Genomic DNA, 12,910 nt, shown 5'->3' on the forward strand with positions numbered 1-12,910 from the left:
ATGTATTTCTTTTCAAAGGGATCGGGCCAGAATGCATAACAATGAACCTAAAACGCAGTCAGACCCTACTCTGGGCTATACATTCCAAAATGATTTTCTGGCGTTAAGTAAGGCATTTTCATTGCCTGAAATTGATTACGCCGATATTTCCCAGCGAGAACAGTTGGCAGCAGCATTTAAGCGCTGGCCGCTGCTGGCAGAATTAGCCCGTCAACAATAAGGGATAACCAGGATGGCCATCTTGGGATTACAGGGGATTCGCGGTGGTGTGGGTACAACATCGATCACCGCGGCTCTGGCCTGGTCATTACAAATTTTAGGCGAATCGGTGCTGGTGATTGATGCCTGCCCTGATAACCTTTTACGCCTGTCATTTAATGTCGACTTTGAACATCACCACGGCTGGGCGCGCGCGGTACTGGATGGGCAAGACTGGCGCGATGCCGGTATGCGCTATACTTCGCAGCTCGATCTCCTGCCTTTCGGCCATCTGGCGGCAAATGAGTGGGAAAACCTCCATTTATTACACGAACCCCTTAGCCAACTCACCACCATTTTGCAGGCGCTGAAAACGCAGCAAAGTTACCAGTGGGTATTAATCGATATCCCGCACGGCGTTTCACCGCTGACGCGGCAGTTCGTGGCGCAGTGCGACCATCTGTTTACGGTGGTAAAACCCGACACCAACTGCCATATCCGCTTGCACCAGCAGTTTTTACCTGCTGGCGCGCATATTTTGCTTAACGACCTGCGCATCGGCAGCCAGTTGCAGGACGATCTCTGGCAGGTATGGCTGCAAAGCCAGCGGCAGATCCTCCCGACCCTTATCCACCGCGATGAAGCGATGGCGGAATCTCAGGCGTCGAAACAGCCGTTGGGCGAATACCGGGCGGATTCGCTGGCGGCGGAAGAGATATTAACGCTGGCGAACTGGTGCCTGTTGCATTGTGCGCAACCGCAAGAAGTAAGCGGTGAGCAGGAAGGGAGCCCGCAATGAGCCGCCTTTCCGCCTGGTTGCTGATCCCGCCGGTGAGCGCGCGTTTAAGCGAGCGCTACCAGCGTTACCGTGAACACGGCGCTTCCGGGTTTAGCGCAGCGTCTGGCTGCTTCTGGGCGATCCTCGCATGGGTGTTTATTCCGCTGGAGCACCCGCGCTGGCAGCAACTCCGTGCGCAGCAGCATTTGTGGTTTCCGCATATTGATCCGGATAAACCGCGACCGCTCGATCCGGCGCGTTACCTGCTGCAAACCTTGTGGTTGCTGGTCATGCTGCCCTGGGGTGACAGAAAATCGCCTCGTCGCCAGCGTTTCGCCCGGGCGCGCGTGCTGCGCGGGCGCTGGTATCACTGGCTGGATACGCTGCCGGAGCGCGTAACGCATCGCACCGGTCATCTGGATGATAAAAAAGAGCTGGCGCATATTAGCCCGCGTACGCGCCGCTTTATTCTCGGCATCATTGTGGTGTTCTCGCTGATCCTCGCCATTCTGTGTATTACGCAGCCGTTTAATCCGCTTTCGCAGTTTGTTTTCCTGATGCTGCTATGGGGCGTGGCGCTGCTGGTACGCCGAATTCCGGGGCGTTTCTCCGCCCTGATGCTGATCGTGCTCTCGCTAACCGTTTCCTGCCGCTATATCTGGTGGCGCTACACTTCGACGCTGAACTGGGACGATCCGGTGAGCCTGGTATGCGGCCTGGTGCTGCTGTTCGCGGAAACCTACGCGTGGATTGTGCTGGTGCTTGGCTATTTCCAGGTGGTGTGGCCGCTTAATCGCCAGCCGGTGCCGCTGCCGAAAGATATGTCGCTATGGCCTTCTGTCGATATCTTCGTACCGACCTATAACGAAGATTTGAATGTGGTGAAAAACACCATCTACGCCTCGTTGGGCATCGACTGGCCGAAAGACAAACTGAAGATTTGGATCCTCGATGATGGCGGACGCGAAGAGTTCCGCCAGTTCGCCAAAAGCGTCGGCGTCGAGTACATCGCGCGAACCACTCATGAGCACGCAAAAGCGGGCAACATCAATAACGCGCTGAAACACGCGAAAGGCGAGTTCGTGTCGATTTTCGACTGCGACCATGTGCCGACACGCTCGTTCCTGCAAATGACCATGGGGTGGTTCTTAAAAGAGAAAAAGCTGGCGATGATGCAGACGCCGCACCACTTTTTCTCGCCGGATCCGTTTGAACGTAACCTTGGCCGTTTTCGTAAAACCCCGAACGAAGGCACGCTGTTCTACGGGCTGGTACAGGATGGCAACGATATGTGGGACGCCACCTTTTTCTGCGGTTCTTGTGCGGTGATCCGCCGTGGACCGCTGGATCAGATTGGCGGTATCGCCGTTGAAACCGTCACCGAAGATGCGCACACCTCGCTGCGGTTACACCGCCTTGGGCATACGTCGGCGTATATGCGCATCCCGCAGGCGGCGGGGCTGGCGACAGAGAGCCTGTCTGCGCATATTGGCCAGCGTATTCGCTGGGCGCGCGGCATGGTGCAGATTTTCCGTCTTGATAACCCACTGACGGGCAAAGGGCTCAAGCTGGCGCAGCGTTTGTGCTACGTCAACGCCATGTTCCATTTCTTATCGGGAGTACCACGGCTTATCTTCCTTACCGCGCCACTGGCGTTCTTGCTGCTACATGCCTACATCATTTACGCGCCAGCGCTGATGATTGCGCTGTTCGTACTGCCGCACATGATTCACGCCAGCCTGACCAACTCGAAGATTCAGGGCAAATATCGTCACTCTTTCTGGAGCGAGATCTACGAAACCGTGCTGGCATGGTATATCGCGCCGCCCACGCTGGTGGCGCTGTTCAACCCGCACAAAGGGAAGTTTAACGTCACTGCCAAAGGCGGCCTGGTGGAAGAAGAGTATGTGGACTGGGTGATTTCACGTCCTTACATCTACCTTGTGCTGCTCAACCTGTTAGGCGTACTGGTGGGGATTTGGCGTTATTTCTACGGCCCGGAAAACGAAATACTCACCGTCTTCGTCAGTATCGCGTGGGTGTTCTACAACATGGTTATCCTTGGCGGCGCGGTCGCGGTTTCTGTAGAGAGTAAACAGGTTCGTCGCTCGCACCGCGTTGAAATGTCGATGCCTGCGGTAATTGCCCGCGAAGACGGGCATCTTTTCTCCTGTACCGTGCATGATTTCTCCGACGGCGGGCTTGGCGTCAAGATTAACGGCCAGGCGCAGGTGCTTGAAGGGCAAAAAGTGAATTTGCTGCTCAAACGCGGCCAGCAGGAGTATGCGTTCCCCACGACCGTGGCGCGTGTTCACGGCAATCAAGTGGGCCTGCAACTGATGCCGTTGACGACCAAACAGCATATCGATTTTGTGCAGTGTACTTTTGCCCGCGCCGACACATGGGCGCTGTGGCAGGACAGCTTCCCGGAAGACAAGCCTCTGGAAAGTCTGATGGATATTTTGAAACTGGGTTTCCGCGGCTATCGCCACCTCGCGGAATTTGCTCCACCGTCTGTCAAAGTGATTTTCCGCTCATTCACCATGCTGGTGTCCTGGGTGGTGTCATTTATTCCGCGCCGTCCGGAGCGGAATGTGGCAGTGCAGCAACCGATGACGTGATTGGCTTAACAATGATGAAAACGCGATGAAAAGAAAACTTTCCTGGATTTGTGCAGTGGCTATGGGGACGAGTGTTTTATCTCCGGTGATGACGTATGCAGCGCCAGCCCCGACGGTTCCGGCTGTTGCGCCCGCCACTGAGCCGGTGGCAACGCCTGCGCCGGGACAAACGGAATCATTGACGCCAACCACGCCAACCGATGGTCAGAATGTTGTCGGACAGGTAATGCCGGGCGTACCGGGGGCGAATGCGCCGGTGGTCGCCGCCAACGCGCCGTCGCGCGATGTGAAACTGACGTTCGCCCAAATTGCACCGCCGCCTGGCAGTATGGTGCTGCGCGGTATCAACCCGGACGGTGGCGTTGAGTTTGGTATGCGCAGCGATGAGCTGGTTTCGAAAGCGGTGCTCAATCTTGAGTACACGCCATCGCCCTCTCTGCTGCCGGTGCAATCGCAGTTGAAGGTTTATCTGAATGATGAACTGATGGGCGTCTTGCCGGTCACCAAAGAGCAACTCGGCAAGAAAACGCTGGCGCAGGTGCCGATCAACCCGCTGTTTATCACCGACTTCAACCGCGTGCGGCTGGAATTTGTCGGCCATTATCGTGATGTGTGCGAAAACCCGGCCAGCAGCACGTTATGGCTGGATATTGGCCGCAGCAGTTCGCTGGATTTGACTTACCAGAAGCTGGCGGTGCAAAACGATCTTTCCCATTTCCCTATCCCCTTCTTCGACCCGCGTGACAACAGGGCGCTGACGCTGCCGATGGTTTTCGCTGGCGCACCGGATATTGAACAGCAGCAAGCCGCTGCGGTTATCGCCTCCTGGTTTGGCTCCCGCACCGGCTGGCGCGGGCAGAGTTTCCCGGTCACTTACAACGCGTTGCCGGACCGCAACGCGATCGTCTTCGCCACCAACGACAAACGTCCTGATTTCCTGCGTGATGCGCCGGCGGTGAAAGGGCCGACCATCAGCATGATCAACCACCCGAATAACCCGTACGTGAAGCTGCTGGTAGTGTCTGGTCGGGATGACAAAGATCTGATGCAGGCGGCGAAAGGTATCGCTCAGGGTAACGTGCTGTTCCGTGGCGATAGTGTCACGGTGGATGAGGTGAAACCGCTGCTGGCGCGCCAGCCTTACGATGCGCCGAACTGGATACGTACCGACCGCCCGGTTACCTTTGGCGAACTGAAAACCTATGAGGAGCAGTTACAGTCGACCGGGCTGGAACCCTCGGCGATTAACGTGTCGCTGAACCTGCCGCCGGATCTCTATCTGCTGCGCAGTACCGGTATCGATATGAACCTGAATTATCGCTATACCGCGCCGCCGACCAAAGACAGCTCGCGCATGGATATCAGCCTCAACAACCAGTTCCTGCAATATTTCAACCTGACCAGCAACCAGGACACGAACCGTCTGCTGCTGCATCTCCCGGTGTTGCAAGGGCTGCTGGACAGCAAAACGGATGTTTCTATTCCAGCGCTGAAACTGGGCGCGGTGAATCAGTTGCGCTTTGATTTCCAGTATATGAATCCGATGCCGGGCGGCACTATTGAGAACTGCGTGACCTTCCAGCAGGTGCCAAACCGCGTGGTGATTGGCGACGACTCCACCATCGATTTCTCGAAGTATTACCACTTTATTGCGATGCCGGACTTGCGCGCTTTCGCCAATGCGGGCTTCCCGTTTAGCCGCATGGCCGATTTATCGCAAACCATTGTCGTCACGCCGCCGCAGCCGACACCTGCGCAGATGGGTACGCTGCTGGATTCGCTGGGTGCGGTGGGCGCACAAACTGGTTTCCCGGCAATCAATGTGCAACTCACTAACGATGGTAACCAAATCAAGGATAAAGATGCCGACATCATGATCATCGGCACCATTCCTCCGGCGTTAAAAGACGATAAGAAAATCGATCTGCTGGTGAATGCGGCGCAAAGCTGGGTGAAAACGCCGCTGCGCCAGACGCCATTCCCGTCGATTGTGCCGGATGCCGCCGACCGTCAGGCCGATGCGCAAACCGGGATCACGTCCGATGGCCCGATGGCGGCGATTGTCGGCTTCCAGTCGCCGTATCACGATCAGCGCAGTGTGGTCGCGCTGCTGGCAGACAGCCCGCGCGGGTATGAATTGCTTAACGGCGCGATGAATGACAGCGGCAAGCGCGCGGCGATTTATGGCTCGGTGACCGTGATTCGTGAATCTGGCGTAAGTGGCCTGCGCGTCGGCGATATTTACTATGTCGGCCACTTGCCGTGGTTTGAGCGCATCTGGTACGCGCTGGCTAACCATCCGGTGCTGCTGGCGGTGCTGGCGGCAATCAGCGTGGTGTTGCTGGCGTGGGTGCTGTGGCGTCTGCTGCGGATCATTAGCCGTCGCCGTCTCGACCCGGATCACGAGTAACGAAAATGAGAACGCTACGTTGGTGGGTAATAGTGGCGTTGATGCTGGCGGCGGTAAATGTGCGCGCCGCCTGCACCTGGCCTGCCTGGGAACACTTCAAACAAGCCTATATCAGCGATGGCGGCCGGGTGGTTGATCCCAGCGAACAACGCAAGATAACCACCTCGGAAGGGCAGAGTTACGCGCTGTTCTTCGCGCTGGCGGCTAACGATCGTGACACCTTCGCCAGGGTACTGCAATGGACGCAAAACAACCTGGCGCAGGGCTCGCTCAGTACCCATCTTCCCGCCTGGCTGTGGGGCAAAAAAGAGGACAATAGCTGGACGGTGCTCGACACCAATTCGGCGTCCGACTCCGATCTGTGGATTGCCTGGTCGCTACTGGAAGCGGGGCGTTTATGGAAAAACGACGAGTATAGCCAGACGGGTAAGGCGTTGTTAGCCCTCATCGCCAAAGAAGAAGTGGTGACGGTCCCAGGGCTGGGATCGATGCTGCTGCCCGGTAAAATCGGCTTTGCCGAACCGACCACCTGGCGTTTTAACCCAAGCTATTTGCCGCCGCAACTGGCGAGTTATTTCAGCCGCTTTGGCGCACCGTGGTCGACGCTGCACGAAACCAATCTTCGCCTGTTGCTGGAAACCGCGCCGAAAGGCTTTGCGCCCGATTGGGTACGTTTTCAGAAAGAGGGCGGCTGGCAGCTTAAACCCGAAAAGACGCTGGTGAGTGGTTACGATGCCATCCGCGTTTATTTGTGGGTCGGCATGATGCATGACCGGGACACGCAGAAAGCGCGCCTGGTGGAAAAATTCAAACCGATGGCCAGCGTGACTACGAAAAACGGCCGCGTGCCGGAAAAAGTGGATGTGGCGAGCGGAAAAATTCTTGGGGATGGCCCGGTGGGGTTTGCCGCCGCGCTGTTGCCCTTTTTACAGGATCGTGATGCGCAAGCCGTACAACGGCAACGGGTCGCCGATCATTTCCCCGGCGACGATGCCTACTATAGCTATGTTCTGACCCTGTTTGGCCAGGGGTGGGACCAGCACCGTTTTCGCTTCACCCCTCGCGGTGAGTTACAACCTGACTGGGGCCAGGAATGCGCAACTTCACAGTAAGTTTACTCTGTTTCTCACTCGCGCTTGCGCTGGCTCCCGCCGCGCTTGCGGCCGATACTGGCGCGCAGCAACAACTGCTGGCGCAGGTGCGACTTGGTGAAAGCACCAAACGCGAGGATCTGGTGCGCCAGTCGCTCTACCGCCTTGAGCTTATCGCGCCGGATGACCCGGAAGTCATCGCCGCGCGCTTACGCTATTTGCTGCGCCAGGGCGATAACGCGGGTGCGCAAAAGCAGCTTGATCGCATGAAACAACTGGCACCCGACTCCAGCACTTATAAATCGGCGGTGACCACCATGGCGCTCTCCACGCCGGAAGGTCGCCAGGCGCTGCAACAAGCGCGTTTGCAGGCCACCACCGGCCATACGCAGGAAGCGCTTGCGGCCTACGACGCCTTATTCAAAGGTAACCCGCCGCAGGGCGATCTGGCGGTGGAGTACTGGATGCTGGTGGCAAAAGTGCCCGCGCGTCATGCGGAAGCGGTTAAACGTTTGCAGGCGTTAAATGCCGCTAACCCTGGCAACGATCAGCTGCAGGGCGGGCTGGCGCAAATGTTATTTGCCGACGGGCGCAGCGCGGAAGGGTATGCGGTGCTGGAACAGATGGCGAAAACCAGCAACGGCCGCGCAGCAGCAGCGAGCATCTGGTATCAACAAATTCAGGCGATGCCGACCAGCGACGCCAGCGTAAAAGCCCTTCAGCGTTTTCTGACGCTGTTTAGTTCAGGCGACACGGTAGACAGCGCCCGTACGCTGCTTGCCGCGCAGCAAAAACAGCTGGCCGACCCGGCGTTTCGCGCGAAAGCGACAGGGCTTGCAGCGGTGGATGCCGGGCAGGGCGCGAAAGCGGTGAGCGAGTTGCAGCAAGCGGTTAATGCTAACCGCGCGGACAGCGAAGCGGTCGGGGCACTGGGGCAAGCCTATTCACAAAGCGGCGATCGCGCCCGCGCGGTGGCGCAACTGGAAAAAGCCATCGCCATGGATCCGACCAGCGGCAATCGCAGTAAGTGGGACAGCTTGTTGAAAACTAACCGCTACTGGCTATTGATTCAGCAGGGTGATGCGGCGCTGAAAGCCAACAACGTGCAGCAGGCAGAGCGTTATTACCAGCAGGCGCGCAACACGGATAACACTGACAGCTATGCGGTGCTCGGGCTTGGTGATGCTGCCGCGGCGCGCAAAGATAATGCAGCGGCTGAAGGGTTCTATCGCCAGGCGCTGCGCATGGATAGCGGCAACAGCAACGCGGTGCGCGGTCTGGCGAATATTTACCGCGCGCAGTCGCCGGAAAAAGCGGAACAGTTTATTCAGTCGCTCTCTGCCAGCCAGCGGCGCAGCATTGATGATATTGAACGCGGGTTGACTAACGACCGGCTCGCGCAACAGGCAGAAGTGCTGGAAAACAGAGGTGAATGGGCGCAAGCGGCAGAGTTGCAACGTAAGCGGCTGGCGCTCGATCCTGGTAGCGTTTGGATAACCTACCGGCTGGCCAGCGATCTGCGCCAGGCGGGGCAGCGGGGCGAAGCCGATTCGCAGATGAACCGTCTGGTCACGCTCAAACCGCACGACCCGGAACAGGTCTACGCGTATGGCCTCTACCTTTCCGGCAATAACCAGCCACTGGCGGCGCTGAATCACCTAAATGCGCTGCCGAAAAGCCAGTGGAACAGCAATATTCAGGAGCTGGCCGACCGGCTGCAGGCCAACCAGTTGCTGGACAATGCCAACCGTCTGCGCGATGGCGGTCATGAAGATCAGGCGGTAGCGCTGCTGGCGCAGCAACCGGCGTCTTCACGCATTGATTTAACCCTCGCCGACTGGGCGCAGCAGCGCGGCGATAACGGCGAAGCACAACGTTATTACCAGCGTGTTCTGCAAAGAGAACCCGCCAATGAAGAGGCGTTGCTTGGCCTTGCGGAGCTGTATGCCGCAGACGGCAATCGCATGGCCGCGCGTGCGGCGCTGGCGAAACTGCCGGCAGCGACGCCCGCCCAGCCGCCGTCAATCAACACCCAGCGTCGGCTGGCGCTGGTGCAAACCCAGTTGGGCGATACCGCCAGCGCAAAACGGATCTTCGCAACCATCCTCTCGCAGGCAAAATCTCAGCCGCCGTCAATGGAGAGCGCGCTGGTCTTGCGCGATGCGGCACGTTTTGAGGTACAAAACGGCGAGCCACAGCAGGCACTGGACAGTTATAAAGATGCGATGGTGGCGTCTGGCGTCACGACGACGCGCCCGGTGGATAACGACACCTTTACCCGCCTGACACGCAATGATGAAAAAGATGACTGGCTGAAACGCGGCGTGCGCAGCGATGCCGCCGATCTCTACCGTCAGCAGGATCTGAATGTCACATTGCAGCATGAGTTTTCGGATTCCAGCGGCACGGGCGGGTATTCGGATTTGAAAGCGCATAACACCATGTTGCAGGTGGATGCGCCGCTGTCTGACGGGCGGATGTTCTTCCGGACTGACGTGATAAATATGGATGTCGGAACTTTCAGTAAACGCGATGACGGTACTTATAACCCCCGCTTTGGTACCTGTGTCGATGTGCCTTGCGTTGGCGGGAATCGCCACCAGTCTGATAGCGGTGCCAGCGTTGCGGTGGGGTGGCGAAACAATACCTGGTCGATGGATATTGGCACCACGCCGATGGGCTTTAACGTTGTGGATATGGTGGGCGGAGTCAGTTACAGCAGCGATCTCGGGCCGTTTGGCTATACCGTGGATTTACATCGCCGCCCCATTTCGAGTTCCTTGCTGGCCTTTGGCGGGCAACAAGATCCGAGCAGCAACACCGGTAAAACCTGGGGTGGCGTGCGGGCGAACGGCGGCACGTTGAGTCTCAGTTATGACAAGGGCGAAGCGAACGGCGTGTGGGCGAGCCTCGGGGCGGATACGCTGGAAGGCAAAAACGTTGACGACAACTGGCGCGTGCGTTGGATGACCGGCTACTACTACAAACTTATCAACGAAAATAACCGGCGCGTTACCGTGGGCCTGAACAATATGATCTGGCACTACGACAAAGATTTGAGTTATTACACCCTGGGCCATGGTGGTTACTACAGCCCGCAGGAATATCTCTCTTTTTCGGTTCCGGTGTTGTGGCGTGAGCGTACCGAGAACTGGTCCTGGGAACTTGGCGGTACGGTATCGTGGTCGCACTCCCGCACTAAAACGATGCCGCGTTACCCCCTGCTTAGCTTGATTCCTGCGAATTTCCGCACCCTGGCAAGCGAGCAGACCGAATCCGGCGGCAGCAGTAATGGCTATGGTTATACCGCGCGTGCGCTGATTGAGCGCCGGGTGACTTCCCACTGGTTTGTCGGTGCGGGTGTCGATATTCAGCAGGCCAAAGACTACACCCCAAGCCACGCGCTGATTTATGTGCGTTATTCCGGTGCGGGCTGGCAGGGCGATATGGATATGCCGCTCCAGCCTCTGGTGCCGCACGCCGACTGGTAAAAAAGGAGTATTCCTGGCGGGAAATAACGGTATAAAGCGACAAGTCTATCGTTGTTAACCGCCAGCGATTCAATAAGTTATCACCTGCTTTCCTGCAGTTTTCCGCTAAGTGAGATTCTGCTTAGCGGTTTATCTCAAGCGACGCGCGATAGAGTATACTCTGGCGGCTAAGTGCCCTTTTTTTCTGTTCTGCGCTCATTGTGTCTCTGGAGAGTGATTTTGCGTGTCAGCCGTTCTTTAACCATTAAACAAATGGCCATGGTTGCTGTTGTCTCTATGGTGTTTGTTTTTGTTTTCTGCGTCATTTTGCTGTTCCATTTCTTACAGCAGAATCGCTATAACACGGCCACACAACTGGAAAGCATTGCCCGCTCCGTACGCGAACCGCTTTCAGCGGCGATTTTAAAAGCCGACATCCCCGAAGCAGAAGCGATTATCAAACAGATTAAACCGGCGGGCGTTGTCAGCCGCGCGGATGTGGTGCTGCCGAATCAATTTCAGGCCTTGCGCATGAGTTTTATCCCGGAACGTCCGGTTCCGGTGATGATCACACGGATGTTTGAACTGCCTGTGCAGATCTCCTTACCCATCTATTCGCTGGAGCGCCCGGCAAACCCGCAACCGCTGGCCTACCTGGTGCTGCAGGCGGATTCATATCGGGTTTACAAGTTCGTCATCAGCACCTTATCAACGTTAGTGACGGCTTACTTACTGTTGACGTTAATGCTCACGGTGGCGCTCACCTGGTGTATCAACCGGCTGGTGGTTCACCCGCTGCGAAAAATTTCCCGGGAGCTTAACGATCTTCCGGCGTCGGAACTGGCCGGGCATCAATTGCCTGTGCCTCGTCTTCATCATGATGATGAAATCGGCATCATGGTGCGCAGTTACAACCGCAACCAGCAGTTGTTGCTGCGTCAGCAAGAAGAGCTGAACACCCAGGCGACGCATTTCCCGGTTTCTGAATTGCCGAATAAAGCCTTCCTGATGGCGCTGCTGGAGCAAACGGTGACCCGGCAAAATCCCACCGCGCTACTGGTAATCGCCTGCGAAACACTGCGTGATACCGCCGGTGTGCTGCAGGAGTCTCAGCGCGAGATGTTGCTGCTGACGCTGGTGGAGAAACTGAAATCAATACTGACGCCGAACAGGGTGCTGGCGCAGGTGAGCGCTTATGACTTTGCGATTATCGCCCACGGTGTGAGTGAGCCGTGGCACGCCATGACGCTCGGTAAGCAAGTGCTCACTGTAATTAACGAGCGTGTGCCGCTGCACGGCATCCAACTGCGTCCCAATGCCAGTATTGGTGTGGCGATGTTTTACAGCAACCTTTCTGCCGGGCAGCTTTACCACCGGGCCGCTTCCGCTGTCGTCAGCGCGCAGCGCAAAGGGAAAAACCAGATCCAGTTCTTCGATCCAGAGCAGATGGAGCGGGCACAGCAATGGCTGGCGCAGGAGAGCGACATTCTTACCGCGCTCGATGAGGGTCGTTTCGCGATCTGGTTGCAGCCGCAGGTGGATGCGGCGAGCGGCGAACTGGTGAGCGCGGAAGCGTTGCTCCGTTTGCGCCAACCAGATGGCAGCTGGGCATTACCGGAAGGGCTTATCGAACGTATTGAGTCCTGCGGATTGATGGTCAACGTCGGCTATTGGGTACTGGAAGAGTCCTGCCGCCTGCTGGCGGGCTGGCAAGCGCGCGGCATTATGCTGCCGCTCTCGGTGAATCTCTCGGCCTGCCAGCTGACGCATCCCACCATGCTGGCCGATATGCTGGATTTGTTGCAGCGTTACCGTATTGCGCCGCAGACGGTGATCCTCGAAGTGACCGAAAGCCGCCACATTGATGATCCCCAGGCCGCAGTGGCGATTTTGCGCCCGCTGCGTGATGCCGGGGTACGCATTGCGCTGGATGATTTCGGCATGGGTTATGCCGGGCTGCGCCAGCTGCATCATATGAAGTCGCTGCCGGTGGATGTGCTGAAAATCGACAAAATGTTTGTTGAAGGTTTGCCGGATGAAAACAGCATGGTGGCCGCCATTATCCATCTGGCGCGTAGTCTGGATCTGCGCATCGTCGCTGAGGGCGTGGAGAATGAAGCGCAACGGGCATGGCTGGCTGACGCGGGTGTGGATGTGGCGCAGGGCTTTTTATTTGGCCGCGCGGCGTCTGCCGAGGCGTTTGAACAGCAGTTCTTTGCCGGATCGGATAAGCCTGAAAACACGTAATTTGTTACGGGCTTGTGCGAGTCAGTTCAAAGTTTTTAACATTGTTGTTTCAGATTTGATGTAAGTTTATTTCTGTCATGTTTGACGGGTGTTAT

General features: G+C 57.1%; 7 protein-coding genes. All 7 read left to right on the top strand.

The features are described 5' to 3' along the window. Nucleotides 1-31: 31 nt before the first annotated feature. Nucleotides 32-220 (top strand): cellulose biosynthesis protein BcsR, encoded by a 189-nt coding sequence (gene bcsR, locus O3S68_RS17685; protein ID WP_017458258.1) that lies wholly within the window; start codon nt 32-34, stop codon nt 218-220. A 12-nt stretch (nt 221-232) separates the two neighbouring features. Further along, nucleotides 233-997 (top strand): cellulose biosynthesis protein BcsQ, encoded by a 765-nt coding sequence (gene bcsQ, locus O3S68_RS17690; RefSeq protein ID WP_269232098.1) that lies wholly within the window; start codon nt 233-235, stop codon nt 995-997. Continuing rightward, nucleotides 994-3,597 carry a UDP-forming cellulose synthase catalytic subunit gene (gene bcsA / locus O3S68_RS17695; protein WP_269232099.1) on the top strand — a complete coding sequence of 868 codons (2,604 nt, stop codon included), beginning with the start codon at nt 994-996 and terminating at the stop codon, nt 3,595-3,597. The genes bcsQ and bcsA overlap by 4 nt, the downstream gene beginning before the upstream one ends. Nucleotides 3,598-3,622: 25 nt before the next feature. Further along, nucleotides 3,623-6,007, top strand: a complete 2,385-nt coding sequence (gene bcsB, locus O3S68_RS17700; RefSeq protein ID WP_269232100.1) for a cellulose biosynthesis cyclic di-GMP-binding regulatory protein BcsB — start codon at nt 3,623-3,625, stop codon at nt 6,005-6,007. A 5-nt stretch (nt 6,008-6,012) separates the two neighbouring features. Then, complete coding sequence (bcsZ, locus tag O3S68_RS17705) at nt 6,013-7,119, top strand: cellulose synthase complex periplasmic endoglucanase BcsZ (protein ID WP_269232101.1); 1,107 nt, start codon at nt 6,013-6,015, stop codon at nt 7,117-7,119. Then, a complete protein-coding gene (gene bcsC, locus O3S68_RS17710) occupies nt 7,101-10,589 on the top strand; it encodes a cellulose synthase complex outer membrane protein BcsC (protein ID WP_269232102.1) in 3,489 nt (1,162 codons plus the stop codon). The genes bcsZ and bcsC overlap by 19 nt, the downstream gene beginning before the upstream one ends. A 219-nt stretch (nt 10,590-10,808) precedes the next feature. Continuing rightward, the gene (hmsP, locus tag O3S68_RS17715) at nt 10,809-12,815 is read left to right on the top strand and encodes a biofilm formation regulator HmsP (protein WP_269232103.1); all 2,007 of its coding nucleotides are present in this window, start codon (nt 10,809-10,811) and stop codon (nt 12,813-12,815) included. Nucleotides 12,816-12,910: the final 95 nt, after the last annotated feature.

It is taken from the genome of Kosakonia sp. SOY2 (assembly GCF_027109175.1).
Classification (GTDB): Bacteria; Pseudomonadota; Gammaproteobacteria; order Enterobacterales; family Enterobacteriaceae; genus Kosakonia.

Coding starts and splice junctions, on each gene's coding strand:
- bcsR (WP_017458258.1), top strand. CDS start 32: ATGCATAACAATGAACCTAAAACGCAGTCAGACCCTACTCTGGGCTAT.
- bcsQ (WP_269232098.1), top strand. CDS start 233: ATGGCCATCTTGGGATTACAGGGGATTCGCGGTGGTGTGGGTACAACA.
- bcsA (WP_269232099.1), top strand. CDS start 994: ATGAGCCGCCTTTCCGCCTGGTTGCTGATCCCGCCGGTGAGCGCGCGT.
- bcsB (WP_269232100.1), top strand. CDS start 3,623: ATGAAAAGAAAACTTTCCTGGATTTGTGCAGTGGCTATGGGGACGAGT.
- bcsZ (WP_269232101.1), top strand. CDS start 6,013: ATGAGAACGCTACGTTGGTGGGTAATAGTGGCGTTGATGCTGGCGGCG.
- bcsC (WP_269232102.1), top strand. CDS start 7,101: ATGCGCAACTTCACAGTAAGTTTACTCTGTTTCTCACTCGCGCTTGCG.